Below are 26,874 nucleotides of genomic sequence, written 5' to 3' on the forward strand. Positions count from 1 at the left end.
GGGCGCCGAGCGCGACTGGACCTGCCCCGGGAGCGACGAGGTTGAATACGACCGTGACGGGCGTGGAACCTCTTCCCTTCGCCGGGTGGGTGTCCCGGGGGCGTTGGCTGACGGGACATCAGGCATCCAGGGGTGTGGTGATCCCGGCGGCCCTCGGCTCTTCGGGGCGGTGCAAGCAGGGTGACCCGGGGCCCCATGACTGATACTGGACGCGTTATGGACATCGTCATCCTTGCTGTAGTCATCGCCGTGGTCGTGCTCGGCGCGCTCGGCGGGCTCATCGTCGGCAGCCGGCGCAAGAAGCAGCTGCCCCCGCCCCCGCCCGCGGCGCCCGACATCACCGCCCCACCGGCCGAGCCGCACGTCGGCGACGAGGCCGAGACGCTGCGGGAGGAACCGCGGCGCACGATAGAGGAGGTGGATCTTCCGGACGGCTCGGCTCCGGTCGTCGTCGAGGAGCCGCCCGCCGAAGCTCCCGAGATCGAGATCCCGGAGCCCACCGCGGGTCGCCTGGTCCGGCTGCGGACCCGGCTCTCTCGCTCACAGAACGCCCTCGGCAAGGGTCTGCTGACCCTGCTGTCCCGCGAGCACCTCGACGAGGACACGTGGGAGGAGATCGAGGACACGCTGCTCACCGCCGACGTCGGCGTGCAGCCCACCCAGGAGCTGGTCGAGCGGCTGCGTGAGCGCGTCAAGGTGCTCGGCACCCGCACGCCCGAGGAGCTGCGCACCCTGCTGCGCGAGGAACTCGTCACCCTGGTCGGCCGCGACATGGACCGCGTGGTCAAGACCGAGCCGGAGGACCGCAAGCCCGGCATCGTGATGGTCGTCGGCGTCAACGGCACCGGCAAGACCACCACCACCGGCAAGCTCGCCCGCGTCCTGGTCGCCGACGGCCAGAGCGTGGTCCTCGGCGCCGCCGACACCTTCCGGGCCGCCGCGGCCGACCAGCTCCAGACCTGGGGCGAGCGCGTCGGCGCCTACACCGTGCGCGGACCGGAGGGCGGCGACCCCGCCTCCGTCGCCTTCGACGCGGTCAAGGAGGGCAAGGAGATGGGCGCGAACGTCGTGCTCATCGACACCGCCGGCCGCCTGCACACCAAGACCGGCCTCATGGACGAGCTCGGCAAGGTCAAGCGGGTCGTGGAGAAACACGCCCCGGTCGACGAGGTGCTGCTGGTTCTCGATGCCACCACCGGTCAGAACGGTCTGGTCCAGGCCCGGGTCTTCGCCGAGGTCGTCGACATCACCGGCATCGTCCTCACCAAACTGGACGGCACGGCCAAGGGCGGCATCGTGGTCGCGGTCCAGCGGGAACTGGGCGTACCGGTCAAGCTGGTCGGGCTGGGCGAGGGCGCGGACGACCTGGCGCCGTTCGAGCCGGAGGCGTTCGTTGACGCCCTTATCGGGGAGTGAGATCGGCACCTGCCGAGGAACGACCCTGCGAAAGTCCGTACGTGCGGAAGAAGCGCCCGCCCCCGAGGTGCAGTCGGGGCCGGGCGCTTCGCTGTGGACGTGGCTATGACAGGCCCTGGGCCCGCGACCGGTGCGCCACATACGCCAGCGTGCCGAGCACCAGGCGGGCCTCCGGCGGGCGGGACGCCGAGTCCAGGGCGGGGGAGCGCAGCCAGCGCACCGGGCCGAGGCCGCCGCGGTCGGAGGGCGGTGCCGTGATGTGCGTGCCGGGGCCGAGGCCGCACAGGTCGAGGGCGGCCGGGTCGTCCCAGCCCATGCGGTAGAGCAGGCCGGGCAGATCGGCGGCGGCACCGGGGGCGACGAAGAAGTGGGCGCGGCCGTCCGGGGTCGCCGCGACCGGGCCGACGGGCAGGCCCATGCGCTCCAGCCGGGCCAGGGCGCGGCAGCCGGCGGCCTCGGCCACCTCGATGACGTCGAACGCCCGGCCGACCGGCAGCATCACCGAGGCGCCGGGGAACTCGGCCCAGATCTCGGTCACGTCGTCCAGCGTCGCACCGGCGGGGAGCACCGGCGCGAAGTCCAGCGGATGCGCGCCCGGTGCCGGACAGTCACCGCGGCCGCAGGAGCAGGCGCCCGCCGACGCCCGGGCGCCCGGCACCACGTCCCAGCCCCACAGCCCGGTGTACTCGGCCACGGCCGTGCAGTCCGACGTGCGGCGGCGGCGCGAGCCGGTCCGGATCTCGCGCATGCCGCGGCTGATGCCGATCGTGAAACCCATGCCCCCTCCAACGGTCCGACGCACCGGTGGTTACGCAGCGGACGCGATGCGTGACTCTCTGTTCCCACCTTCCCCGCGGTGGTCGCTTCACTCAGCGCCCGGGAGTACCCAGGGTGGTGCGCCTGGCGGCGCGCGCCCTCGAACGCAACGCTGCACCTCCTCCTGGTGTGCTGTGTCAAGTGAATCGCGGGGAGGCGTACGTGAGTTCATTCGAAGGGGTGGCGAATGGTGGCGTTTCCGTGTGAGCCGTGGCTGGACGGGTGATCGCAGGATTACTTTGTGTGCACGAGTCCCGGGGGCGCATGCACTCGTGAGTATGCCGGAGGCAAGTCGTCCTTCCGTTCGGAGGGTGGCAAGGGCCGGACGGGCGGCCGTACGAACCGGCATGCTGATAGGGCTTGGCGCATTCGGCGGCAAGTGGTCTCAGGGATGGGGGCGTTTCCAGTGAGCGGCAACGGCGGAAGCGGGACGAACGCTGCGAGCGCGACGCACACTGACAAGCGCCCGAACGAGCTGCTCGCCTCCTGGTTCGTGCGAAGCGGCTGGTCCAAGGGCGAGCTCGCCCGCCAGGTCAACCGCCGGGCACGCCAGTTGGGCGCCAACCACATCTCCACCGACACCTCGCGCGTGCGCCGCTGGCTCGACGGCGAGAACCCGCGCGAGCCGATCCCCCGGATCCTCTCCGAGCTGTTCTCGGAGCGCTTCGGCCTCGTCGTCTCCGTCGAGGACCTGGGGCTGCGCACCGCGCGCCAGTCACCTTCCGCGACCGGCGTCGACCTGCCGTGGACGGGCCCGCAGACGGTGGCCCTGCTCAGCGAGTTCTCGCGCAGCGACCTGATGCTGGCGCGGCGCGGCTTCCTCGGGAGCTCGCTGGCCCTGTCTGCGGGCCCGGCCCTCATCGAGCCCATGCAGCGCTGGCTCGTCCCCTCGCCCCCGGCTCCGCGGGCGGAAGCCGACCCCGCCGGTTCCGGGCGGGCCCGCGGCCGGCTCTCCAAGCCGGAGCTGGACCTCCTGGAGACCACGACCGTGATGTTCCGGCAGTGGGACGCCCAGTGCGGCGGCGGTCTGCGCCGCAAGGCGGTCGTCGGGCAGCTGCACGAGGTGACCGACCTGCTCCAGGAGCCCCAGCCCGAGGCCACCACCCGGCGGCTGTTCAAGGTCGCCGCCGAACTCGCCGAGCTGGCCGGCTGGATGTCGTACGACATCGGGCTCCAGCCGACAGCGCAGAAGTACTTCGTCCTCGCGCTGCACGCCGCCAAGGAGGCCGGCGACCGGCCCCTCGGGTCCTATGTGCTGTCCAGCATGAGCCGGCAGATGATCCACCTCGGCCGGCCCGACGACGCGCTGGAGCTGATCCATCTCGCCCAGTACGGCAGCCGGGACTGCGCCAGCCCGCGCACCCAGTCGATGCTGTATGCGATGGAGGCCCGCGCCTACGCCAACATGGGCCAGCCCGGCAAGTGCAAGCGGGCGGTCCGGATGGCCGAGGACACCTTCGCCGAGGCCGACGAATGGGACGAGCCCGACCCCGACTGGATCCGCTTCTTCTCCGAGGCCGAGCTGTACGGCGAGAACTCGCACTCGTACCGGGACCTGGCCTATGTCGCCGGCCGCAGCCCGACGTACGCCTCGCTGGCCGAGCCCCTGATGAAGCGGGCCGTGAAGCTCTTCGCCGAGGACGACGAGCACCAGCGGTCGTACGCGCTGAACCTGATCGGCATGGCCACGGTGCACCTCCTGCAGCGCGAGCCCGAGCGGAGCACGGTCTTCGCCACCGAGGCCATGCAGGTCGCCAAGAAGGTCCGCTCCGAGCGCGTCAACACCCGTATCCGCAAGACGGTCGACACGGCCGCACGCGACTTCGGCGACCTCGGTGAGGTCGTCGACCTCACCGAGCGGCTCGCCGCCGAACTGCCCGAGACCGCCGAGGCGGTCTGACCAGCCGTACGACCGTGAACCCCGGCCGCGGCCGGCCCTCCCGAACTGCCCGACTCGGCTCCCCCCCACGCCAGGTCATCGGAAGGCCCGACCGCGGCCGGCCCGTGTTCTCCCAGGCTGCGAGGCCCGAGGTTGCGCCACGATAACGATCGGCGCGCCCGCGATCCGGTAGTTCATCTACGCGTAACACAGCACACGCCTTCGTCACGGCCGCGAAACAACGAGGGGCCTCGACCGAAACCGCGCTGCGTCAATCTCGTGGCGCATAACCGGCCCACCCCTCATTCCGCTCGAGGCTTCGCCCGCACGGGGCCGTACCAACGACGAGGAGACGCCGATGGCACCAGCCATCACCCTTGCCGCAGAAGCACCCAAGCTGTCTGCCGCCAACACAGGGTTCATGCTCATCTGTTCCGCCCTGGTGATGCTCATGACCCCGGGCCTGGCCTTCTTCTACGGAGGCATGGTCCGCGTCAAGAGCACCCTGAACATGCTGATGATGAGCTTCATCAGCCTGGGGATCGTCACCATCCTGTGGGTGCTGTACGGCTTCTCCATGGCGTTCGGCACCGACTCCGGCAGCCTCATCGGCTGGAACTCGGACTGGCTCGGCCTCAGCAAGATCGGCCTGACGGAGCTCTGGCCCGGCTACACCATCCCGGTGTTCGTCTTCATGGTCTTCCAGCTGATGTTCGCGATCATCACGCCCGCCCTGATCAGCGGTGCCCTCGCGGACCGTGTGAAGTTCAGCGCGTGGGCGCTGTTCATCACGCTGTGGGCCACGGTCGTGTACTTCCCCGTCGCGCACTGGGTGTGGGGCGCCGGTGGCTGGGCCTTCGAGCTGGGCGTGATCGACTTCGCCGGCGGTACGGCGGTCCACATCAACGCCGGTGCCGCCGCCCTCGGCGTGATCCTCGTCATCGGCAAGCGCGTCGGCTTCAAGAAGGACCCGATGCGCCCGCACAGCCTGCCGCTGGTCATGCTCGGCTCCGGTTTGCTGTGGTTCGGCTGGTTCGGATTCAACGCCGGCTCCTGGCTCGGCAACGACGACGGCGTGGGCGCGCTGATGTTCGTCAACACGCAGGTCGCCACCGCAGCGGCCATGCTGGCCTGGCTCATCTACGAGAAGATCCGCCACGGCGCCTTCACCACGCTGGGTGCCGCCTCCGGCGCGGTCGCGGGCCTGGTCGCCATCACCCCGGCGGGCGGCGCGGTCACCCCGCTCGGCGCCATCGCGGTCGGCGCCATCGCCGGTGTGCTGTGTGCCATGGCCGTCGGCCTGAAGTACAAGTTCGGCTACGACGACTCGCTCGACGTCGTCGGTGTCCACCTGGTCGGCGGTGTCGTCGGCTCCCTGCTGATCGGCTTCTTCGCCAGCGGCAAGGGCCAGTCCGAGGTCGAGGGCCTCTTCTACGGCGGCGGCCTGACCCAGTTCTGGAAGCAGTGCGCCGGTGTCTTCGCGGTGCTCGCCTACTCGCTGATCGTCTCCGCGATCCTCGCCTTCATCCTCGACAAGACCATGGGCATGAGGGTCCCCGAGGACGATGAGGTCGCCGGCATCGACCAGGCCGAGCACGCCGAGACCGCATACGACTTCAGCGGCGCCGGCGGCGGTGCCGCCAAGACGGCCGTCACGGCCCCGGTCGCCGCAGCGAGCAAGAAGGTGGACGCATGAAGCTCATCACCGCCGTCGTGAAGCCGCACCGGCTCGACGAGATCAAGGAGGCCCTGCAGGCCTTCGGAGTGCACGGCCTGACGGTCACCGAGGCCAGTGGCTACGGTCGTCAGCGGGGCCACACCGAGGTCTACCGCGGTGCCGAGTACACCGTCGACCTGGTCCCCAAGATCCGTATCGAGGTCCTGGTCGAGGACGACGACGCCGAGCAGCTGATCGAGGTCGTCGTCAAGGCGGCCCGCACCGGCAAGATCGGTGACGGCAAGGTCTGGTCCATCCCGGTCGATACGGCCGTACGGGTCCGGACCGGCGAGCGCGGTCCGGACGCGCTCTGAGGCAGGAAAACAGAACAGGAGTCGCTGGGTGACGGGTACGGACGTGCAGAAGGAAGCAGAAGACTCGGGACCCAGCGGCTACGCGGCGGCCCGGCTGCGTCTCCTCACCGAGGAGGCGCGGTCCGGGCCGCCGCGCCGTGCGGCCCTGGCCGAACTGACGGACGACTGGCTCACCGGCCTGTTCACCGCGGGCGCGCAAGGACTGCGGGGCGCCTCCCTGATCGCCGTCGGCGGCTACGGCCGCGGCGAGCTGTCGCCCCGCAGCGACCTCGACCTGCTCCTGCTGCACGACGGCAGTGATCCCAAGGCCGTGGCCGCCCTCGCCGACCGGCTCTGGTACCCCGTCTGGGACCTGGGCCTGGCCCTCGACCACTCCGTCCGCACGCCGGCCGAGGCCCGCAAGACCGCCGGTGAGGACCTCAAGGTGCAGCTCGGGCTGCTGGACGCCCGGCACATCGCCGGTGACCTGGGCCTGACGGCGGGGCTGCGTACGGCCGTGCTGGCCGACTGGCGCAACCAGGCGCCCAGGCGCCTCCCCGAACTCCAGGAGCTGTGCGCCGAGCGCGCCGAGCGCCAGGGCGAGTTGCAGTACCTGCTGGAGCCCGACCTGAAGGAGGCCCGCGGCGGGCTGCGGGACGCCACCGCCCTGCGGGCCGTCGCCGCCTCCTGGCTCGCCGACGCCCCGCGCGAGGGCCTCGCCGACGCCCGGCGCCGGCTCCTAGACGTACGGGACGCCCTGCACCTGGCCACCGGGCGGGCCACCGACCGGCTCGCCCTCCAGGAACAGGACCAGGTCGCCGCCGAACTCGGCCTGCTCGACGCGGACACGCTGCTGAGGCAGGTGTACGAGGCGGCGCGGGTCGTCTCGTACGCCAGTGACGTCACCTGGCGTGAAGTGGGACGCGTGCTGCGGTCGCGCTCCGTGCGGCCCCGGCTGCGCGCCATGCTGGGCGGCGGGAAGCCGACTGCCGAGCGTTCGCCGCTGGCGGAGGGCGTGGTGGAGCAGGACGGCGAGGTGGTGCTCGCGCGTGCGGCGCGCCCCGAGCGCGATCCCGTCCTGCCGTTGCGCGCCGCGGCCGCCGCCGCGCAGGCCGGGCTCCCGCTCTCCCTGCACGCCGTGCGGCGCCTGGCGGCCACCGTGCGCCCGGTGCCCACGCCCTGGCCCGCCGAGGCACGCGAACAGCTCGTCACCCTGCTGGGCTCCGGCCGCCCGACCATCGAGGTCTGGGAGGCGCTGGAGGCCGAAGGGCTGATCACGATGCTGCTGCCCGACTGGGAGCGGGTCCGCTGCCGGCCGCAGCGCAACGCCGTGCACCTGTGGACGGTCGACCGGCACCTCATCGAGACCGCGGTACGCGCGTCCGAGTTCACCCGCCGGGTCAGCCGGCCCGACCTGCTGCTGGTCGCCGCGCTGCTGCACGACATCGGCAAGGGCTGGCCCGGCGACCACTCGGTGGCCGGCGAGATCATCGCCCGGGACGTGGCCGCCCGTATCGGCTTCGACCACCACGACGTGACCGTCATCGCCACCCTCGTACGCCACCACCTGCTGCTCGTCGAGACGGCCACCCGGCGCGACCTGGAGGACCCGGCCACCGTGCGCTCGGTCGCCGAGGCCGTCGGCGCCCAGGGCACTCTGGAGCTGCTCCACGCGCTCACCGAGGCCGACGCCCTGGCGACCGGCCCGGCCGCCTGGTCGTCCTGGCGCGGATCGCTCGTCACCGACCTGGTCGAACGGGTCTCGGCGGTGCTCGCCGGGGACGACCCGGCCGAGCCCGAGGAGGCCGCGCCGACCGCCGAGCAGGAGCGCCTCGCCCTGGAGGCCGCCGCGACCGGCAGCCCCGTCCTCTCCCTGCGGGCCCAGACCGAGCCGCCCGCCGGACAGGAGCCGTCCGGCGACCCCGAGCCGCTCGGTGTGGAACTGCTCATCGCCGTCCCCGACCAGGCCGGGGTGCTGCCCGCGGTGGCCGGTGTCCTCGCCATGCACCGGCTGACCGTACGAACCGCGGAACTGCGGTCCCTGCACCTCCCGGACGGCGTCGACGGCTCCGTCCTGCTGCTGGACTGGCGGGTCGCCGCCGAGTACGGCTCCCTGCCGCAGGCCACCCGCCTGCGCGCGGACCTCGTCCGGGCCCTGGACGGCTCCCTGGACATCGCCGGTCGCCTCGCCGAACGGGACGCCGCCTATCCGCGCCGCCGGGGCGTGGTGCCCCCGCCGCCCCGCGTGTCGGTCCACCCGGCCGCCTCCCGGCTCGCCACGGTCATCGAGGTCCGCTCCCAGGACGCCCCGGGCCTGCTGTTCCGCATCGGCCGCGCCTTGGAGGACGCGAGCGTACGGGTGCGCAGCGCACACGTCTCCACGCTCGGCGCCAACGCCGTCGACGCCTTCTACGTGACCGGCCCGGAGGGCGCGCCGTTGCCCGGCGACGAGGCCGCGGCGGTGGCGCGGAAGCTGGAGGAGACACTGCGTGGGTGAGGCCGACCCGGCGACTTGTCACGCCGGGATACCCTGGAGGGCGATTCCCCAGTCTGTCTCCGACCCCGAGGACCGCGAGCGCCGTGTTCGATACTCTTTCCGATCGCCTCTCAGCGACCTTCAAGAACCTGCGCGGCAAGGGACGGCTCTCCGAGGCGGACATCGACGCCACGGCGCGCGAGATCCGGATCGCGCTCCTCGAGGCGGACGTGGCGCTGCCGGTCGTCCGTACGTTCATCAAGAACGTCAAGGAGCGTGCCCTCGGTGCCGAGGTCTCCAAGGCGCTGAACCCGGCCCAGCAGGTCCTCAAGATCGTCAACGACGAGCTGGTCACCATCCTCGGCGGCGAGACCCGGCGTCTTCGTTTCGCCAAGCAGCCGCCCACCGTGATCATGCTGGCCGGTCTCCAGGGTGCCGGTAAGACCACCCTCGCGGGCAAGCTCGGCCGGTGGCTGAAGGAGCAGGGCCACTCGCCGCTGCTGGTCGCCTGTGACCTCCAGCGCCCGAACGCCGTGAACCAGCTCAGCGTCGTCGCCGAGCGCGCCGGTGTCGCCGTCTACGCGCCCGAGCCGGGCAACGGTGTCGGCGACCCGGTCAAGGTCGCCAAGGACTCCATCGAGCACGCCAAGTCCAAGGTCCACGACATCGTCATCGTGGACACCGCCGGCCGCCTGGGCATCGACCAGGAGATGATGCAGCAGGCCGCGGACATCCGGGACGCGGTCAGCCCCGACGAGATCCTGTTCGTCGTCGACGCGATGATCGGTCAGGACGCCGTCAACACCGCCGAGGCCTTCCGCGACGGCGTCGGCTTCGACGGCGTGGTGCTCTCCAAGCTCGACGGTGACGCCCGCGGTGGTGCCGCCCTGTCGATCCGGCAGATCACCGGCAAGCCGATCATGTTCGCGTCGAACGGCGAGAAGCTCGACGACTTCGACGCCTTCCATCCTGACCGGATGGCCTCCCGCATCCTCGACATGGGTGACCTGCTCACCCTGATCGAGCAGGCGGAGAAGACGTTCAGCCAGGAAGAGGCCGAGAAGATGGCCTCCAAGCTGGCGTCCAAGAAGGGCCAGGACTTCACCCTGGACGACTTCCTGGCCCAGATGGAGCAGGTCCGCAAGATGGGCTCCATCTCCAAGCTGCTCGGCATGCTCCCGGGCATGGGCCAGATGAAGGACCAGATCCAGAACCTGGACGAGCGGGACGTCGACCGCACGGCGGCCATCATCAAGTCGATGACCCCGGGCGAGCGCCACGACCCGACGATCATCAACGGCTCACGCCGCGCCCGTATCGCGCGGGGTTCCGGAGTCGAGGTCAGCGCGGTGAAGAACCTGGTCGAGCGGTTCTTCGAGGCCCGCAAGATGATGTCCCGCATGGCCCAGGGCGGCGGCATGCCGGGGATGCCCGGGATGCCGGGCATGGGCGGCGGCCCCGGCCGGGCGAAGAAGAAGCAGAAGCAGGCCAAGGGCAAGCAGCGCTCCGGCAACCCGATGAAGCGCAAGCAGCAGGAGCAGGAGGCCGCCGCCCGCCGCGCGGCCGCCGCCGAGGGCGGCAACGCGTTCGGCCTGCCCCAGCAGGGCGCCAAGGACTTCGAGCTCCCCGACGAGTTCAAGAAGTTCATGGGCTGACACGGCCCGTTCAGTACGGCACAGAGGGCACCCCTCACCGAAGGGCTGCCCTCTGTCGCTTCGTACCGTCAGGCGTCGGCCGTCACGGAGTCCGGGCGATCAGGTAGCGGAACACGTTCGGCATCCACACCGTGCCGTCCTGGCGCTGGTGGGGATGGAGCGCCTCCGTCAGCTCCTTGTCCACCTGTACCTGGTCCGTCGCCTTCGTCGCCGCGTCGAACAGGCCCGTCGACTTGAGGCCGCGTACCGCGCTGTCCACGTCCGCGTAGCCGAAGGGGCACGCCACTCGCCCGGAGCCGTCCGGCCTGAGCCCGGCTCGCTGGGCGACCTCCTCGAGATCGTCGCGGAGGGCGGGGCGCCAGCTGCCCGAGTTGCGCAGCGGCTCGGCCAGCTTCGTGGCCACCCGCATCACGGAGGTCGTGGCGCACCGCTCCGGCGGACCCCAGCCGGCCAGCACCACGGCCGCACCGCGCTCGGCGAGCGGTGTCGCCTCCGCGAGCAGCCCGCCCAGCCCCTCCGAGTCGCCCGCGAGGCACCCGATCGGCTCGAAGGCCGTCACCAGGGTGTACCCCGCGGCGCCCGGCTTCTCGGTGTCCCGGGGCGAGCCGTCGACCAGCCGGGTGTCCGGACGCGTGCGCGTGCCGGGTGCCTCTGGCCGTAGTCGCTCCCGTGCCAGAGCCATTCTTTCGGGGGATGCGTCGACACCGGTGACCGCCGCTCCCCGGGCGGCGGCCATCAGCAGGGCGAGCCCGGAACCGCAGCCCAGGCCGAGCAGCCGCGTGGCGGGACCCACGTCCAGTCGCTCGTAGACGGCCTCATAGAGCGGTACCAGCATCCGCTCCTGGATCTCGGACCAGTCACGCGCGCGTGCACGCAAGTCCACGCGGGGTGCGGACCCCGCGTGTGGCAGGTGCTGCCGCACGAGCGTAGGTGTCATAAGTAAGCGCCCCAATCCGCCGAGAGTTGCCTCTTGCCCGATTCCATGGCCCCCGTGACAGTGCGCTCGCACTACCCCCGTATGCCAGGAAACTCCCCCCTCGACCTGTCGTCCAGTGGAATGCGGCAGGGCTTGTGAGTTGTCATGTGCCTATGGCGAGATTTCACATCCCGGCAATCCGGACCCGTACCATCTCGCCATGGCCAAGGCACCCGTTCTCACCCCCCAGGCGGTCGATTTCCCGCGCTGGTACCAGGATTTGATCACCAAGGCGGAGCTCGCAGACAACGGTCCGGTGCGCGGCACCATGGTCATCCGACCGTACGGGTACGGGCTGTGGGAGCGGATGCAGGCGGAGATGGACGCCCGCATCAAGGAGACGGGCACCCAGAACGCGTACTTCCCCCTGCTGATCCCCCAGTCGTACCTGACCAAGGAAGCGGACCACGTCGAGGGCTTCGCGCCCGAGCTGGCCGTGGTCACCCACGGCGGCGGCAAGGAGCTCGAAGAGCCGGCCGTGGTCCGTCCCACCTCCGAGATGATCATCAACGAGTACTTCTCGAAGTGGGTGCAGAGCTACCGCGACCTGCCGCTGCTCATCAACCAGTGGGCGAATGTCGTGCGCTGGGAACTGCGGCCCCGCCTGTTCCTGCGGACGTCCGAGTTCTTGTGGCAGGAGGGCCACACCGCGCACGCCACGTACGAGGAGGCGCGGGATTTCGCCGCGCACATCCACCGGCAGGTCTACGAGGACTTCATGCTGAACGTCCTCGCGATGGACGTCGTCCCCGGCCGCAAGACCGTGAAGGAGCGCTTCGCGGGCGCCGTCAACACCCTCACGCTCGAAGGCATGATGGGCGACGGCAAGGCCCTCCAGATGGCCACCAGCCATGAACTGGGCCAGAACTTCGCGAAGGCCTTCAACACGCAGTACTTGTCCAAGGACGGCAAGCAGGAACTGGTCTGGCAGACCTCCTGGGGCTCCACCACCCGCATGATCGGCGCCCTGGTGATGATGCACGGCGACGACAACGGCCTGCGCGTGCCGCCGCGGCTGGCGCAGATCCAGGCCGTGGTGCTCGCGATCAAGGGCGACGAGGCGGTTCTGGCCAAGGTCCGCGAGCTCGGTGACCGGCTGAAGGCGGCCGGTGTCCGCGTCCACGTCGACGACCGCACCGACACCCCCTTCGGCCGCCGCGCCGTCGACTGGGAGCTCAAGGGCGTCCCCGTGCGCATCGAGGTCGGACCGCGCGACCTGGAGAACGGCACCGCGATGCTGGCCCGCCGCATCCCGGGAGGCAAGGAGTCGGTCTCCCTGGACGCCCTGGTCGAGCTGCTGCCCAAGGTCCTCGAGGAGGACCAGGCGCTGCTGCTCGAGCAGTCCCGCCAGCGCCGGAAGTCCCGTACCACGGAGGTTTCGACGCCGAAGGAGGCCGTCGAGGCCGTCACCGCCGGCGGCTGGGCCCGCATCCCGTGGGGCGCGCTCGGCGAGGAGGGCGAGGCCGAGCTGGCCGATCACGCGGTGACCGTACGGTGTCTGGTCGCCGAGGACGGGTCGGTGCCGGACGACGGTGACGCACCCGGTAACGTCGCGGTCGTGGCACGCGCTTACTGACGCGCGGCACGCGCTTACCTAGGGGGCGCAAGGCGGCCGAAACGCCTCTTGCGTTTGCGTGAACCTCTACTGCCCCGGCGCGCCAAGACGTTCTACGCGCCGGGGCGTACGCGGGACTACGCACCACCTTGTGGTGAGCTGTGAGGCTTCTCCACAGATCAGCGCACCCGCCCTCGTCGGGACGCATGAGAGGCAACTGACGGGTACGTGCAAAATATTTGGGATGGCCCGGAATCGGAACACTGGGGCACCCCGGCTCGTTGTCATTACGTGAGCACGACACAGACACCACCTGTTCTCGCCGCAGAGCTGGCACAGGCGTGGGCCGACATTCAGCGGTACCACCCCGAGCTGCCCGACCTTGCCGCGCCAGAGTCCCTGATCGGGGAGTCGTCGTCCGCGTGCGGTCACGAGCTCTCCTTCGAGCGACTGCTCCATGAAGCAGTCCATGGCATCGCCGCCGCCCGCGGCGTCCGCGACACCTCCCGTGCCGGCCGCTACCACAACCGCAGATTCCTCGCGATCGCCGAGGAGCTGGGCCTGGACCACCCCGAGGAACCGCATCCCAGCAGCGGCTTCTCACTGGTCACGCTCACGCCCGAGGCGAAGCGCCGCTACCGCCCGACCATGGAGCGCCTCCAGCGCGCCCTGAAGGCCCACACCGCCGCGACCTCCTCCGACACCTCCCGCACCTTCCGGGGCCCGGCCGCCCGCCACGGCTCCTCCGGCGGCGGGGTACGCGTCAAGGCGGTCTGCGACTGCGGCCGTAACGTCCGCGTCGTCCCCTCGGTCCTCGCCCAGGCCCCGATCGTCTGCGGCGGCTGCGGCAAGCCGTTCCGGATCCCGGAGGTCGTGGGAGCGGTGGCCGGCTGACGTCCGGTACCGGCATCTCGTGGCTGCCGGTCGGGACGGACGCCGGGGCGGGTCGGCACCCGACGTACCTCACCTTCACGCCGGGTGCCGATGCGGCATGCCCGCACAGCGGCTCACACCCGGGCCCGGAGCGACCCGCCGGGTATGGCACAATGGCTAGCTGTACTCGACAGCCGCACAGGACCCCTCTCTCCTCCGGCTGACGCGTCCATCGGGCACTCGGGTACCGCAACCCCACGCGGCTTTTCTCGCCGTGCCCAACCACGTCAAATCCAGGAGAACCCACTCCCGTGGCAGTCAAGATCAAGCTGAAGCGTCTGGGCAAGATCCGTTCGCCTCACTACCGCATCGTCGTCGCCGACTCCCGCACCCGTCGTGACGGCCGTGCGATCGAGGAGATCGGCAAGTACCACCCGACGTACAACCCGTCGGTGATCGAGGTCGACGCCGAGCGTGTGGCGTACTGGCTCGGTGTCGGCGCCCAGCCGACCGAGCCCGTGATGGCCATCCTCAAGAAGACCGGCGACTGGCAGAAGTTCAAGGGCGAGCCCGCCCCGGCTCCGCTGCTGACGCAGCCCGAGAAGGCCGCGCGCCCGTCGTTCGAGGCCATCGGCGGTGACGACGAGGGCAAGGGTGAGGCGATCACCCAGAAGAAGAAGGCTGAGAAGAAGGACGAGGCCGCCGCTGAGTCCGCTTCGACCGAGGCCTGAGCATGCTCGAGGAGGCTCTCGAGCACCTCGTGAAGGGCATCGTCGACAACCCTGACGATGTGCAGGTCGCCTCGCGCGACCTGCGTCGCGGCCGCGTGCTCGAGGTCCGGGTCCACCCGGACGACCTCGGCAAGGTGATCGGCCGCAACGGCCGCACCGCACGCGCCCTGCGCACCGTAGTGGGCGCCATCGGCGGTCGCGGCATCCGTGTCGACCTCGTCGACGTGGACCACGTCCGCTGACGCTTAACGCGAACCGGCTCGGGCCGGGGAGGGCCTGAGGGCCGTCCCCGGCCCGCAGTCGTATGACAGGAGAATGGACACGTGCAGCTGGTAGTCGCACGGATCGGCCGTGCCCATGGCATCAAGGGTGAGGTCACCGTCGAGGTACGGACCGACGAGCCGGAGCTGAGGCTCGCCCCCGGCGCCGTACTCACCACCGATCCCGCATCCGCGGGACCGCTCACCATCGAGACGGGCCGCGTCCACAGCGGCCGCCTCCTGCTGCGCTTCGAGGGCGTCAGAGACCGCACCGGCGCCGAGGCCCTGCGCAACACCCTCCTGATCGCCGAGATCGACCCGGAGGAACTGCCCGAGGGCGAGGACGAGTACTACGACCACCAGCTCATCGACCTCGACGTGGTCACCGCCGACGGCACGGAGGTCGGGCGGATCACGGAGATCTCGCACCTGCCCACCCAGGACCTGTTCATCGTGGAGCGTCCCGACGGCAGCGAGGTGATGATCCCCTTCGTCGAGGAGATCGTCAGCGCGATCGACCTGGAGGAGCAGAAGGCCGTCATCACCCCGCCGCCGGGCCTGATCGACGACCGCGCCGAGATCGCCTCGAGCCGGGAAGACGTCTCCAGCCGGGAAGAGTCGTAATGCGCCTCGACGTCGTCACGATCTTCCCCGAGTACCTGGAACCGCTGAACGTCTCCCTCGTCGGCAAGGCACGCGCGCGTGGGCAGCTCAACGTCCACGTGCACGACCTGCGGTCCTGGACGTACGACCGGCACAACACCGTCGACGACACCCCGTACGGCGGCGGCCCCGGCATGGTCATGAAGACCGAGCCCTGGGGCGACGCCCTGGACTCCGTCCTGGCCGACGGCTACGAGAGCGGCTCCCGCCGACCCGCCCTCATCGTGCCCACCCCCAGCGGCCGCCCCTTCACTCAGGAACTCGCCGTCCACCTCTCCGAGCGCCCCTGGCTGATCTTCACGCCGGCGCGCTACGAGGGCATCGACCGCCGCGTCGTCGACGAGTACGCGACGCGGATGCCGGTTTACGAGGTGTCCATCGGCGACTACGTCCTGGCCGGCGGTGAGGCGGCCGTCCTCGTCGTCACCGAGGCCGTGGCGCGGCTGCTGCCGGGCGTGCTGGGCAACGCCGAGTCCCACCGGGACGACTCCTTCGCGCCCGGCGCCATGGCGAGCCTGCTGGAGGGGCCCGTCTACACCAAGCCGCCCGAGTGGCGCGGCCGGGACATCCCCGACGTGCTGCTCAGTGGCCACCACGGGAAGATCGCCCGCTGGCGCCGGGACGAGGCCCTGAAGCGCACCACCGCCCACCGGCCCGACCTCATCGAGCGGTGCGACCCCAAGGCCTTCGACAAGAAGGACCGCGAGATGCTCTCCATCCTGGGCTGGGCTCCCGACCCGGCGGGGGAGCCTTACGGCCGATTTTGGCGCAGGACCGACGGCGTGGAACAATAGCCAGCTGTTGTGCGTCCGTCCGGCGCGCGCCCCTGCCACAGGGGGAGACGACGCCCGTCCCGACCCGCACAGCCCTGATCCGAAACACCTAGTTTCCGTTGATGACCTGTGGCATCAGCGAAGAAAGCAGACGAAATGTCTCACCTGCTCGACACCGTCGACTCCGCGTCGCTGCGCAGCGACGTCCCCGCCTTCCGCCCGGGCGACACGGTCAACGTGCACGTCCGCGTCATCGAGGGCAACCGCTCCCGTGTGCAGCAGTTCAAGGGCGTCGTGATCCGCCGCCAGGGCTCCGGCGTCCGTGAGACCTTCACGGTCCGCAAGGTCTCCTTCTCCGTCGGCGTCGAGCGCACCTTCCCGGTGCACACCCCGATCGTGGAGAAGATCGAGCTCGTCACCAAGGGTGACGTCCGCCGCGCCAAGCTGTACTACCTGCGCGAGCTGCGCGGCAAGGCCGCGAAGATCAAGGAGAAGCGCGAGAACTGAGCGCTCTCCGGGGTTCACATCGGGGCCGGATAGCATCTGGCTCCGATGGACACCGAAGCACAGCACGCGGAACGCGACCGTTCCTCCCGCCCTTCCGATTCCGAGACGACCTCGGACTCCGCAGGGCCGGAGGAACGGTCGCGTTTCGCGTTGGTGGCGCGGGTCAGCGCCTGGGTCCCGGGCGGCCGGATCACCCTCGCCCTGCTGCTCTGCCTGCTGTTCCCGCTGCTGGTCAGCATGTTCGTGCTGCGGCCGTATCAGATCCCCAGCGGATCCATGGAACAGGGATTGAGGATCGGGGACCGGGTTCTCGTAAATAAGTTGGCGTACCGTTTCGGTGCCGAGCCGCAGCGGGGAGACATCGTCGTGTTCGACGGGACCGGGTACTTCGGGCACGCGGACTACATCAAGCGCGTTGTCGGCGTGGGGGGAGACCACGTGGTCTGCTGCGACCAGGAGGGGAGAATCCAGGTGAACGGCCGGCCGGTCGACGAGTCGGGCTTCCTGTACCCCGGCGACAGCCCGTCCGCGGTGCCCTTCGACGTCGTCGTGCCCGACGGCACCCTGTTCCTCCTCGGCGACCACCGCGGCGACTCCAGCGACTCCCGCGACCACCTCGGCTCGCCCGGCGGCGGCATGATCCCGGTCGGCGACGTGATCGGCCGCGCCGACTGGATCGTCTGGCCCTTCGGTCACGCCACCCGGCTCGACCGCCCCGGCGCCTACGCGCGCGTGCCCGCCTCCGCCGCCGGAAGGGCGGGCGCCCATGGGTAACCGCGGCAAACCGCGCGGCGCCCCCGCCAGCCCCGCGGACAATCTGCTGCCCACCGGCGCCCGGCGCGCCGCCGGGCCCTCCGGCGGCCGTACGCGTGCCGAACGGCGCAGGCTCCAGCGCAAGGTCAAACGGCGCCGCAGGCGCGGTGCCGTCAAGGAGATTCCCCTCCTCGTCGGCGTCGCCGTCCTGATAGCTCTCGTGCTGAAGACGTTCCTCGTCCAGGCCTTCGTCATCCCGTCGGGCTCCATGGAGCAGACGATCCAGATCGGCGACCGCGTCCTGGTCGACAAACTCACCCCGTGGTTCGGCTCCAAGCCGCAGCGCGGGGACGTCGTGGTGTTCAAGGACCCCGGCGGCTGGCTCCGGGACGAGCAGACCACCCCCAAGAAGGACGATCCCGTCGTCATCAAACAGGTCAAGGAAGGGCTCACCTTCATCGGCCTGCTGCCGTCCGACAACGAGAAGGACCTCATCAAAAGGGTCGTCGGTGTCGGTGGCGACCGCGTCAAGTGCTGCGACGCACAAGGGCGCGTGACCGTCAACGGCGTCCCCCTGAACGAGGACTACCTGTACCCAGGTGTCGCCCCTTCCGACACACCGTTCGACATCACCGTCCCCCCGGGGCGGTTGTGGGTGATGGGCGACCACCGCAACAACTCCGCGGACTCCCGCGCCCACCAGAACACCGGCTACGGCGGCACGGTCTCCGAGGACGAGGTCGTGGGCCGCGCCATGGTCATCGCCTGGCCCTTCGGGCACTGGACCACCCTCGAGGAACCGAACACCTACGCCTCCGTGTCCGACTCGGCCACCGGGTCGACCGCTGCTCCCGACCTGTCGCATAGGGTTGCCCCCTACGATTCGAACGGAACGAGTCAGCTCCCGACCCCTGCGGAACTCCCGCTCGTTATGGGAGTGGTGGGCCTGCACCGCGTATGGGGCAGGCGGCGGCACAGAGTAAGGAGTTGGCGTGGGGGATGTGGCGGTTGGCGCACGGTCCGGACACGACGGCGAGGAGCACCGCGGGAGCCCCGCGGAATCCGCCGTCCCGGCCGCGGACAGCGCCGTGACCTCCGGGAATGACTCCGGGGCAGCCGAGGACGACAGGGTGACAGGCGAGCACACGACAACCCAGGACCAAGGACCGGACGGTCCGGCCCGGACACCGAAGAAGCCGCGCTCCTTCTGGAAGGAGCTGCCCATCCTAATCGGTATCGCGCTGGTGCTGGCGCTGCTGATCAAGACCTTCCTGGTGCAGGCGTTCTCCATCCCCTCCGACTCGATGCAGAACACCCTCCAGCAGGGTGACCGCGTCCTGGTCGACAAACTCACCCCCTGGTTCGGCTCCGAGCCCGAGCGCGGCGAGGTCGTCGTCTTCCACGACCCGGACAACTGGCTGGCGGGCGAGCCGACGGCGGACCCCAACGCCCTGCAGACGTTCCTCAGCTGGATCGGCCTCATGCCGTCCGCGGAGGAGAAGGACCTGATCAAGCGCGTCATCGGCGTCGGCGGTGACACGATCGAGTGCAACGGCACCGGCCCGCTGACGGTCAACGGCAAGGCGCTGGACGAGCGGTCGTACGTCTACGCCGGAAACACGCCGTGCAGCAACGACGAGCAGGGCGGCCAGTTCAAGGTCAAGGTCCCCAAGGGCTACATCTGGGTCATGGGCGACCACCGGCAGAACTCGCGGGACTCCCGCTACAACCAGGCGGACAAGCACCACGGCATGGTCCCGGTGAAGGACGTCGTCGGCCGCGCCATCGTCATCGCCTGGCCGATCAACCGCTGGGACACCCTGCCGGTGCCGGACACTTTCGACCAGCCCGGGCTGAACGCGCAGCCGGCCGCCGCGGACCTGCCGGTGGCGCCGCAGGGCCTGGCGCTCGTCAGCGTGGTGCCGGTGGTGCTGTGGCGGCGCCGGAAGCAGTGATCCCGACCATGGGCTGACCCCGGCCGGTACCCCCGGGTAGGGTGCGGACCCATGGGTGGCGAGAGCATGACGCACACGGCCCCGCGCAGCGGCGGCACGGGGACGGGCCCGGTGGGCAGCCGGACCGGACAGCGATTGTCCGGACTGGCCGTCGCACTGGGCCTTGTGCTGTTCCTCGGCGGTTTCGCCTGGGGAGCGGTGGTCTACCGGCCGTACACCGTGCCCACCAGCTCCATGACACCGACGATCGACGCGGGCGACCGCATCCTGGCGCAGCGCGTCGACGGCGACGAGGTGCGCCGCGGCGACGTCGTCGTCTTCCAGGACGCGACCTGGGCCAACGCGCCCATGGTCAAGCGCGTGGTCGCCGTCGGCGGCGACACGGTCTCCTGCTGCCAGGACGGCAAGCTCAAGGTCAACGGCAAGAAGATCGACGAAACGTACCTGCCCAAGGGCACACCGGCGGAGATGAGCAACTTCCCGACCGTGACCGTCCCCGAGGGCCGTCTCTTCCTGCTCGGCGACGAACGCGGCAACTCGGTGGACTCCACCGCCCACCTGACCGACGCCGCGAGCGGCACGGTGGCCCGCTCCGCCGTGGACGCACGCGTGGACGCCGTCGTCTGGCCCATGAAGGGCATGCTGGAGCGCCCCACCGGCTTCGCGCCGCTCGGCGCCCTCTCCTCGCCCGGGCCGCTGCGCACGATCACCGTCCTGGTGATCGCCGGCGCCGTGCTCGTCCTGGGCGGAGGCGCCCACGGCCCGATCGCCAAGCGCCGGGCCCAGCGGGCGACCGCGGAGCCCGCGGGTGCCCACTGAGGCCGTGAGCGCCGGTCAGGACACCCACGAGGGCGGGCTGCGCAAGGTCGCCCGGATCGTGCTGCTCGACCCGCAGGAGCGCATCCTGCTGCTGCACGGGCACGAACCGGACGATCCGGCCGACGACTGGTGGTTCACCCCCGGCGGCGGTGTGGAGGGCGACGAGACCCGTGAACAGGCCGCCCTGCGGGAACTCGCCGAGGAGACGGGCATCACCGAGGTCGATCTCGGCCCGGTGCTGTGGCGGCGGAGGTGCTCCTTCCCGTTCGCGGGGCGCCGCTGGGACCAGGACGAGTGGTACTACCTGGCCCGTACGACGCGGACGGAGATCCAGGCCGCAGGGCTGACCGAGCTGGAACGGCGCAGCGTCGCCGGAGCGCGCTGGTGGACGTGTCCGGAACTGAGCCGGGCACATGAGACGGTGTATCCGACCAGACTCGCCGGGCTGCTGCGCACGCTGCTCGACGAAGGTCCCCCGCCCAGGCCTGTGATCCTTGACCCGGAAATCGTCTAGGGGCCCACGGGACTGGCGCACAATGGGGGGATCGCACGGCTGAAGGGGAACATGCCATGAGCGCCGAGGACCTCGAGAAGTACGAGACCGAGATGGAGCTGAAGCTCTACCGGGAGTACCGCGATGTCGTCGGTCTGTTCAAATACGTGATCGAGACGGAGCGGCGCTTCTACCTGACCAACGACTATGAGATGCAGGTGCACTCGGTCCAGGGCGAGGTGTTCTTCGAGGTCTCCATGGCGGACGCCTGGGTGTGGGACATGTATCGGCCGGCGCGCTTCGTGAAGCAGGTCCGAGTCCTGACGTTCAAGGACGTGAACATCGAGGAGCTCAACAAGAGCGACCTCGAACTGCCGAGCGGGTGACGAGGTTATCCACAAAGGCTGAGCTGTCCACCAAGATCCACTCCCCGGGGACGGCTGCGTGATCGTTGGCGCCGGAGGTGGTGCCGACATGAACGCACGCAGTGCGATGGGCAGGTACGGAGAGAGCCTGGCCGCCCGACGGCTGGCGGAGGCCGGTCTGACGGTCCTGGAGCGCAACTGGCGCTCGGGCCGGAGCGGCGAGATCGACATCGTGGCCAGGGACGGGGACGTCCTGGTCGTCTGCGAGGTGAAGACCCGCAGGGAGAGCCCCTTCGAGCACCCGATGGCGGCCGTGACCCCGCAGAAGGCGGAGCGGCTGCGGGATCTCGCCGAGCGCTGGATCCAGTCCCACGGGGGCGCCCCGCCCGGCGGGGTCCGCATCGACCTGGTCGGCGTGCTGCTTCCGGCCCGCGGCGCCGCCGTGGTCGAGCACGTGCGGGGGGTGGCCTGATGGCCTTCGCCCGTACGTGTTCGGTGGCGCTGGTGGGTGTCGAGGGCGTGGTCGTCGAGGTCCAGGCCGACCTCGAACCCGGTATCGCGGCCTTCACACTGGTGGGGCTGCCCGACAAGAGCCTGACGGAGAGCCGCGACCGCGTCCGCGCCGCGGTCGTCAACTCGGGCGCGGCCTGGCCGCAGAAGAAACTCACGGTCGGTCTGAGCCCGGCCTCCGTCCCCAAGTCCGGCAGCGGCTTCGACCTGGCCGTCGCCGCAGCGGTCCTCGGCGCGGCGGAACGCATCGACCCGCGGGTCCTCGCCGACATCGTGATGATCGGGGAGCTCGGCTTGGACGGGCGGGTGCGGCCGGTGCGAGGGGTGCTGCCCGCGGTGCTGGCGGCGGCGGACGCGGGATATGAGCAGGTGGTGGTGCCGGAGTGTGCCGCCGCCGAGGCGTCTCTCGTGCCCGAGGTGTCCGTACTGGGCGTCCGCAGTCTGCGGCAGCTGATCGCCATCCTCGCCGACGAACCCGTGCCCGACGAGGAGCCGGACGAGCAGGGCCGCCCGGATCCCCTCCTCGCCGGACTGCGCATGCCGGGAACGGGCGCGGCCACGGGCATGCACAGCGTCGGCGCGGCTGAGCACGACCACGGCCACGACCTGGCGGACGTCGTGGGGCAGACCTCGGCGCGCACGGCTGTGGAAGTGGCCGCGGCGGGCGGGCACCACCTCTTCCTCGAGGGGCCACCAGGTGCCGGCAAGACGATGCTCGCGGAGCGGCTGCCGGCCATCCTGCCGCGACTCGGCCGGCAGGAGTCGCTCGAGGTCACCGCAGTGCACTCGGTGGCGGGCCTGCTGCCCCCGGGAAAGCCGTTGATCGATGTCGCCCCGTACTGCGCCCCGCACCACTCGGCCACCATGCAGGCACTCGTCGGCGGCGGCGGGGGCGTCGCGCGTCCCGGCGCGGTGTCGCTGTCCCATCGCGGGGTGTTGTTCTTGGACGAAACGCCCGAATTCAGCGGCCAGGCCCTGGACGCGCTGCGGCAGCCGCTGGAAGCCGGGCATGTCGTGATCGCGCGCAGTGCGGGCGTCGTGCGCTTCCCGGCGAAGTTCCTGATGGTGCTCGCGGCCAACCCCTGCCCGTGCGGCCGGTTCTCGCAGCGGGACGACCTGTGCGAGTGCCCGCCCTCGGCGATCCGCCGCTACCAGGCCAGGCTCTCCGGCCCACTGCTCGACCGCGTCGACCTGCGCGTCGAGGTGGACCGCGTCACCCGCACCGAGCTGACCGCCTGCGGCGCCCGGGGCGAATCCACCGCGACGGTGGCCGACCGGGTGCGGGCAGCTCGGGAGCGGGCTCTGGAGCGCCTCGCAGGCACCCCCTGGTGCACGAACAGCGAAGTGCCCGGCCGTGAGCTGCGCAACCGCTGGTACGCCATGCCCGGCGCGATGGACGAGGCCGAGCGGAACCTCGAGCGGGGCGTTCTGACCGCCCGCGGCCTCGACCGCGTCCTGCGGGTGGCCTGGACGGTCGCCGATCTCGTCGGCCACGACCGCCCCGACGCGACGGACGTGGCCCTCGCGCTCCAGCTGCGCACGGGAGTGCCGCGGGGCGTCCCCATGGCCATCGGGGCCATCACGTGAGCGCCGTCGAGGAACCGGACGACGAGCTGCTCGGCCGTGTCTTCCTCACCCGTGTCATCGAACCCGGCGACGAGGCCGGTGGCCGGTGGGTGCGGGAGTTCGGGGTCGCGGAAGTGGCGCGGCGCTTGGGGGAAGGCGGGGCGGCTCTGCCCGGGGTGAGCGGCAAGCGGTGGACGGGGCTGGTGGCCAGGGCCGGGGTCGCCCGGCCGCGACGGGATCTGGAGGTCGCCCGGGAGGCCGGGGTGCGGTTCGTGTGCCCCGGGGACGCGGAGTGGCCGGGGCAGCTCGACGACCTCGGGGATGCCCGGCCCCTCGGGCTGTGGGTGCGCGGGCGGGCCAGCCTGCGGATGTGGGCGCTGAAGTCGGTGGCTGTCGTCGGGGCCCGGGCCTGCACGGAGTACGGGGCCCACATGGCCGCCACCCTCGCCGCCGGTCTCGCCGAGCAGGGCTGGGTCGTGGTGTCGGGAGGCGCCTACGGAGTCGACGGCGCAGCCCATCGCGGGGCCCTCGGGGCCGGCGGTGCCACCGTCGCCGTCCTCGCCTGCGGTGTCGACCGGCCCTACCCCCGCGGGCACACCCAGCTGATCGGCAGAATCGCCGAACAGGGTCTGGTAATCGGGGAGTTGCCGCCCGGCGAACATCCGACGCCCAGCCGGTTCATCCTGCGGAACAGGGTGATCGCGGCGCTCACCCGCGGCACCGTGGTCGTCGAGGCCGCCCACCGCAGTGGCTCCCTGGTCACGGGGAGGGCGGCACAGCGCCTCGGCCGGCACACGATGGGCGTGCCGGGCCCGGCCACCAGCGGGCTGTCCGCCGGGGTGCATGAACTGCTGCGCGGCGAGGCGGCCCTGGTCACCGACGCCGCCGATGTCGTCGAACTGGTCGGCGACATCGGGCAACTGGCCCCCGAGAGGCGCGGTCCCGTCCTGCCCCGGGACCTGCTGGAACCGGGCTCCCGGCAGGTGCTCGCCGCGCTCCCGGCCCGCAGGGCCGCCGGGCCGGACGAGATCGCGCGCCGCGCACAGACCGCTCCGGACGACGCGATCGCGAGACTGTACGAACTCCGAGCACTCGGTTACGTCGAACGACACGGCGACGGTTGGAAGTTGACACGCCAGGCGGTGATGTCGGTCCGCGAAGGTCGCGAACCGTGTTGACCGCCTGTGTTCGGCCGTCCGGGGGATCCTCGACACCCCTTGGAAAAATACCCAGTTGGGGTTCTCGGGTTGTCACACCGAGCGACCGCGACGCCCGTCGGGGCGCCCTGAGGAACATATCTGCGCCCGCCTCGACCTCCGGGCTTCGCGCACCGCGACACCGCAGTCACGCTACGCTCACGAGGATCCCGACACGGACTGGCAACTCGACATCAGACAGACAGCTCACCCCAGCAGCACCACTGCGCAGAACGGCACAAGGCGACGAATGCCCCAGCACACCTCCGGGTCCGACCGGGCGGCGATCCCCCCAGCCGCCCGTGACGGTGGCAGCGTACGGCCGCCCGCTCCCTCGACGCTCGACGAGCTGTGGCGGTCGTACAAGGCGACGGGGGACGAGCGGCTGCGTGAGCAGCTGATCCTGCACTACTCGCCGCTTGTGAAGTACGTCGCGGGGCGGGTCAGCGTGGGCCTGCCGTCCAACGTGGAGCAGGCGGACTTCGTCTCGTCCGGGGTGTTCGGGCTGATCGACGCGATCGAGAAGTTCGACATCGACCGGGAGATCAAGTTCGAGACATACGCGATCACCCGGATCCGCGGCGCGATGATCGACGAACTGCGGGCGCTGGACTGGATCCCCCGCTCGGTGCGGCAGAAGGCTCGCAACGTGGAGCGGGCGTACGCCACGCTGGAGGCCCGGCTGCGGCGGACTCCGACGGAGGGTGAGGTGGCCTCCGAGATGGGCATCGCGGTCGAGGACCTCCACGCGGTGTTCAGCCAGTTGTCGCTGGCCAACGTGGTGGCCCTGGAGGAGCTGCTGCACGGCGGCGGGGCCGAGGGCGGCGACGGACTGAGCGTCATGGACACGCTGGAGGACACCGCCGCTGACAACCCTGTGGAGGTCGCCGAGGACCGGGAGTTGCGGAGGTTCCTGGCCCGTGCGATCAACACGCTGCCCGACCGTGAGAAGACCGTGGTCACGCTGTACTACTACGAGGGCCTCACCCTGGCCGAGATCGGAAACGTGCTCGGTGTGACCGAGAGCCGGGTCAGTCAGATCCACACCAAGTCGGTCCTGCAACTGAGAGCGAAACTGGCGAGCTTCGGCCGCTGAACCGGCGGAATGACGTCGGGCCGGCAGGAGCCACTCCCGCAGGGCGGGAGGCGTCCGTAGAGTGGTTGACGTGCCAAGGATTCGAGCGGCCTCCGTGGCCGAGCACCGGTCGATGCAGCGAGCCGCCCTGCTGGACGCGGCTCGTTCCTTGTTGTCCGAGGGCGGTACGGAGGCGCTGACCTTCCCGGCCCTCGCCGAGCGGACGGGCCTCGCGCGGTCGAGCGTCTACGAGTACTTCCGGTCCCGGGCGGCCGTGGTCGAAGAGTTGTGCGAGGTCGACTTCCCGGTCTGGGCGGCCGAGGTGGCGGCCGCGATGGAGCGGGCGGAGACGCCCGAGGCCAAGGTCGGGGCCTATGTGCGGCAGCAGCTGGAGCTGGTCGGGGACCGGCGCCACCGGGCCGTGGTCGCGATCTCGGCCAGCGAGCTCGACGCGGGGGCCCGGGAGAAGATCCGGGCGGCGCACGGCGGGCTGGTCGCGATGATCGTCGAGGCGCTGGGAGAGCTGGGGCACGAGCAGCCTCGGCTCGCGGCGATGCTCGTGCAGGGGGTTGTGGACGCGGCCGTGCGGCGGATCGAGCTCGGGGCCGCCGAGGAGCCCGGCGCGATCAAACAGGCGGCTGTGTCGATGGCGCTGCGGGGTGTGCGGGGTTGAGGCCGCCGGGGCGGTGCGCAGCGAGGCGGGGCCGGGTTCCGCTGCGCCCACCCTCCCCAGGCTCTCCACTGCGCTCGAGCCGGGCCGACCCAGCTCGCCCGGGAAGCGCGACTGTCCGGAGCTGGACAGGCCCGTAGACCGGCAACAGTCGCGACGGGCCCCGGTGGAGCAGCCACGGTGGCAGCAAGGACAGTGGATTCAGGTACGTCTCGCCCCGGCGCAGGCCCCAGTGCACACACGTTCCCGTGCAATGTGAGCCCCTCGCGTCGACCGTGCCGATCACCTCGCCCGGTGCGACGTCCGCACCCTCCTTCACCGTCGCCGTCACCGGTTCGTACGTCGTGCGCAGCGGTGGATCGCCGGTCTCCGTGAGGTCCACCGAGACCACCCCCTTGCCGGCCACTCGGCCCGCGAAAGCCACCCGGCCGGCGGCCACCGCCCTTACCGGAGCTCCCGGCGGTGCCGCCAGGTCCACGCCCCGGTGGCCCGGGCCGTACACCGTCGCCGGGGGCTCCCAGGCGCGCAGGACCCGGGGGCGTAAGCCGACCGGCCACGCGCGTCCCACCGTCGGCACGGTGGCGTCCGCGACCGGTGAGCCGGCGGCGAACAGGGGCGGTGGCGGGGCCATCAGGGCCGTCACCGTCAGGACCAGCAGCAGGGCCGACCGCGTGATCACGCGCACACATCGCTTCGCTCGCATGCGGAAAATCGTCCCGGAACGCCCCCGACTCCGCCCGTGGCTGTGGACAACCGCCCGGTTGTGGACAACGGCGTCACCCGGTGCCCCGCGGGTCCCGTACACTTCTGGTGGCGATCCGGGTCACCGGGTCGACTTCGCACGCCCCGATACGACGGCCGGAAACGGTTCGTATCAGCGCC

26 protein-coding genes and 1 pseudogene are annotated in these 26,874 nt (G+C 71.0%); 24 read left to right on the forward strand and 3 right to left on the reverse strand.

Annotated features, from left to right (window positions below):
• Window positions 1-216 precede the first annotated feature (216 nt).
• Entirely contained in the window at window positions 217-1,416 is a 1,200-nt protein-coding gene (gene ftsY / locus ACWD1U_RS15415; RefSeq protein ID WP_451107746.1) for a signal recognition particle-docking protein FtsY, read from the forward strand.
• A 103-nt stretch (window positions 1,417-1,519) separates the two neighbouring features.
• On the opposite strand, the gene ACWD1U_RS15420 is transcribed toward ftsY, so the two are convergent.
• Entirely contained in the window at window positions 1,520-2,194 is a 675-nt protein-coding gene (locus tag ACWD1U_RS15420; RefSeq protein ID WP_451107748.1) for a bifunctional DNA primase/polymerase, read from the reverse strand.
• 444 nt (window positions 2,195-2,638) lie between these two features.
• On the opposite strand from ACWD1U_RS15420, the gene nsdA reads away from it, so the two are divergent.
• The 5 genes from nsdA to ffh all read left to right on the forward strand — a co-directional run bounded on the left by nsdA (window position 2,639) and on the right by ffh (window position 10,252).
• On the forward strand, window positions 2,639-4,132 hold the full coding sequence (nsdA, locus tag ACWD1U_RS15425) for a transcriptional repressor NsdA (protein ID WP_451107749.1): 1,494 nt from the start codon (window positions 2,639-2,641) through the stop codon (window positions 4,130-4,132).
• Between the two features lie 337 nt (window positions 4,133-4,469).
• Window positions 4,470-5,807 (forward strand): ammonium transporter, encoded by a 1,338-nt coding sequence (locus ACWD1U_RS15430; protein WP_451107751.1) that lies wholly within the window; start codon window positions 4,470-4,472, stop codon window positions 5,805-5,807.
• Window positions 5,804-6,142, forward strand: a complete 339-nt coding sequence (locus tag ACWD1U_RS15435) for a P-II family nitrogen regulator (RefSeq protein ID WP_102907163.1) — start codon at window positions 5,804-5,806, stop codon at window positions 6,140-6,142. The genes ACWD1U_RS15430 and ACWD1U_RS15435 overlap by 4 nt, the downstream gene beginning before the upstream one ends.
• A gap of 28 nt (window positions 6,143-6,170) precedes the next feature.
• Window positions 6,171-8,618 carry a [protein-PII] uridylyltransferase gene (locus ACWD1U_RS15440; RefSeq protein WP_451107753.1) on the forward strand — a complete coding sequence of 816 codons (2,448 nt, stop codon included), beginning with the start codon at window positions 6,171-6,173 and terminating at the stop codon, window positions 8,616-8,618.
• 83 nt (window positions 8,619-8,701) lie between these two features.
• Window positions 8,702-10,252 (forward strand): signal recognition particle protein, encoded by a 1,551-nt coding sequence (ffh, locus tag ACWD1U_RS15445; protein WP_451107755.1) that lies wholly within the window; start codon window positions 8,702-8,704, stop codon window positions 10,250-10,252.
• Window positions 10,253-10,334: 82 nt separating this feature from the next.
• Here the strand turns inward: ffh and ACWD1U_RS15450 are convergent, their stop codons facing one another.
• Window positions 10,335-11,189: a methyltransferase gene (locus ACWD1U_RS15450; RefSeq protein WP_451107756.1), complete on the reverse strand. Its 855-nt coding sequence runs from the start codon at window positions 11,187-11,189 to the stop codon at window positions 10,335-10,337.
• 199 nt (window positions 11,190-11,388) lie between these two features.
• On the opposite strand from ACWD1U_RS15450, the gene proS reads away from it, so the two are divergent.
• The 18 genes from proS (at window position 11,389) to ACWD1U_RS15540 (ending at window position 25,995) form a co-directional block, all read left to right on the forward strand.
• On the forward strand, window positions 11,389-12,804 hold the full coding sequence (gene proS / locus ACWD1U_RS15455; protein ID WP_451107758.1) for a proline--tRNA ligase: 1,416 nt from the start codon (window positions 11,389-11,391) through the stop codon (window positions 12,802-12,804).
• Window positions 12,805-13,074: 270 nt separating this feature from the next.
• Window positions 13,075-13,677, forward strand: a complete 603-nt coding sequence (locus ACWD1U_RS15460) for a hypothetical protein (protein WP_451107760.1) — start codon at window positions 13,075-13,077, stop codon at window positions 13,675-13,677.
• Window positions 13,678-13,967: 290 nt separating this feature from the next.
• The gene (gene rpsP, locus ACWD1U_RS15465; protein WP_010044494.1) at window positions 13,968-14,387 is read left to right on the forward strand and encodes a 30S ribosomal protein S16; all 420 of its coding nucleotides are present in this window, start codon (window positions 13,968-13,970) and stop codon (window positions 14,385-14,387) included.
• A 2-nt stretch (window positions 14,388-14,389) separates the two neighbouring features.
• Window positions 14,390-14,629, forward strand: coding sequence for an RNA-binding protein (locus ACWD1U_RS15470; RefSeq protein ID WP_031100565.1), 240 nt, complete (start codon window positions 14,390-14,392; stop codon window positions 14,627-14,629).
• An 81-nt stretch (window positions 14,630-14,710) separates the two neighbouring features.
• A complete protein-coding gene (gene rimM / locus ACWD1U_RS15475) occupies window positions 14,711-15,271 on the forward strand; it encodes a ribosome maturation factor RimM (RefSeq protein WP_451107762.1) in 561 nt (186 codons plus the stop codon).
• On the forward strand, window positions 15,271-16,104 hold the full coding sequence (trmD, locus tag ACWD1U_RS15480; RefSeq protein WP_451107764.1) for a tRNA (guanosine(37)-N1)-methyltransferase TrmD: 834 nt from the start codon (window positions 15,271-15,273) through the stop codon (window positions 16,102-16,104). Before rimM ends, trmD begins: the two co-directional genes overlap by 1 nt.
• Window positions 16,105-16,239: 135 nt before the next feature.
• Window positions 16,240-16,590 (forward strand): 50S ribosomal protein L19, encoded by a 351-nt coding sequence (gene rplS / locus ACWD1U_RS15485; protein ID WP_030852073.1) that lies wholly within the window; start codon window positions 16,240-16,242, stop codon window positions 16,588-16,590.
• Between the two features lie 45 nt (window positions 16,591-16,635).
• Window positions 16,636-17,364 carry a signal peptidase I gene (gene lepB, locus ACWD1U_RS15490; protein WP_451107765.1) on the forward strand — a complete coding sequence of 243 codons (729 nt, stop codon included), beginning with the start codon at window positions 16,636-16,638 and terminating at the stop codon, window positions 17,362-17,364.
• A complete protein-coding gene (lepB, locus tag ACWD1U_RS15495; protein ID WP_451107767.1) occupies window positions 17,357-18,448 on the forward strand; it encodes a signal peptidase I in 1,092 nt (363 codons plus the stop codon). The genes lepB (ACWD1U_RS15490) and lepB (ACWD1U_RS15495) overlap by 8 nt, the downstream gene beginning before the upstream one ends.
• On the forward strand, window positions 18,336-19,298 hold the full coding sequence (lepB, locus tag ACWD1U_RS15500; RefSeq protein ID WP_451107769.1) for a signal peptidase I: 963 nt from the start codon (window positions 18,336-18,338) through the stop codon (window positions 19,296-19,298). Before lepB (ACWD1U_RS15495) ends, lepB (ACWD1U_RS15500) begins: the two co-directional genes overlap by 113 nt.
• Before the next feature lie 51 nt (window positions 19,299-19,349).
• A complete protein-coding gene (gene lepB / locus ACWD1U_RS15505; RefSeq protein WP_451107771.1) occupies window positions 19,350-20,117 on the forward strand; it encodes a signal peptidase I in 768 nt (255 codons plus the stop codon).
• Window positions 20,107-20,631, forward strand: a complete 525-nt coding sequence (locus ACWD1U_RS15510; RefSeq protein ID WP_451107773.1) for an NUDIX hydrolase — start codon at window positions 20,107-20,109, stop codon at window positions 20,629-20,631. Before lepB (ACWD1U_RS15505) ends, ACWD1U_RS15510 begins: the two co-directional genes overlap by 11 nt.
• Window positions 20,632-20,687: 56 nt before the next feature.
• Entirely contained in the window at window positions 20,688-20,996 is a 309-nt protein-coding gene (locus tag ACWD1U_RS15515; protein ID WP_003993268.1) for a DUF2469 domain-containing protein, read from the forward strand.
• 88 nt (window positions 20,997-21,084) lie between these two features.
• Window positions 21,085-21,447, forward strand: coding sequence for a YraN family protein (locus ACWD1U_RS15520; protein ID WP_451107774.1), 363 nt, complete (start codon window positions 21,085-21,087; stop codon window positions 21,445-21,447).
• Window positions 21,447-23,072, forward strand: a complete 1,626-nt coding sequence (locus tag ACWD1U_RS15525) for a YifB family Mg chelatase-like AAA ATPase (protein ID WP_451107776.1) — start codon at window positions 21,447-21,449, stop codon at window positions 23,070-23,072. Before ACWD1U_RS15520 ends, ACWD1U_RS15525 begins: the two co-directional genes overlap by 1 nt.
• On the forward strand, window positions 23,069-24,229 hold the full coding sequence (dprA, locus tag ACWD1U_RS15530; protein WP_451107777.1) for a DNA-processing protein DprA: 1,161 nt from the start codon (window positions 23,069-23,071) through the stop codon (window positions 24,227-24,229). Before ACWD1U_RS15525 ends, dprA begins: the two co-directional genes overlap by 4 nt.
• Window positions 24,230-24,497: 268 nt before the next feature.
• Window positions 24,498-25,343 (forward strand): RNA polymerase sigma factor WhiG, encoded by an 846-nt coding sequence (whiG, locus tag ACWD1U_RS15535; RefSeq protein ID WP_451107779.1) that lies wholly within the window; start codon window positions 24,498-24,500, stop codon window positions 25,341-25,343.
• Window positions 25,344-25,437: 94 nt separating this feature from the next.
• On the forward strand, window positions 25,438-25,995 hold the full coding sequence (locus ACWD1U_RS15540; protein ID WP_451107974.1) for a TetR/AcrR family transcriptional regulator: 558 nt from the start codon (window positions 25,438-25,440) through the stop codon (window positions 25,993-25,995).
• Window positions 25,996-26,125: 130 nt separating this feature from the next.
• Here the strand turns inward: ACWD1U_RS15540 and ACWD1U_RS15545 are convergent.
• Window positions 26,126-26,695 (reverse strand): annotated as a pseudogene (locus tag ACWD1U_RS15545) (murein hydrolase activator EnvC family protein); the annotation flags it as partial.
• Window positions 26,696-26,874 lie beyond the last annotated feature (179 nt).

Source organism: Streptomyces sp. NPDC002788 (assembly GCF_053592115.1).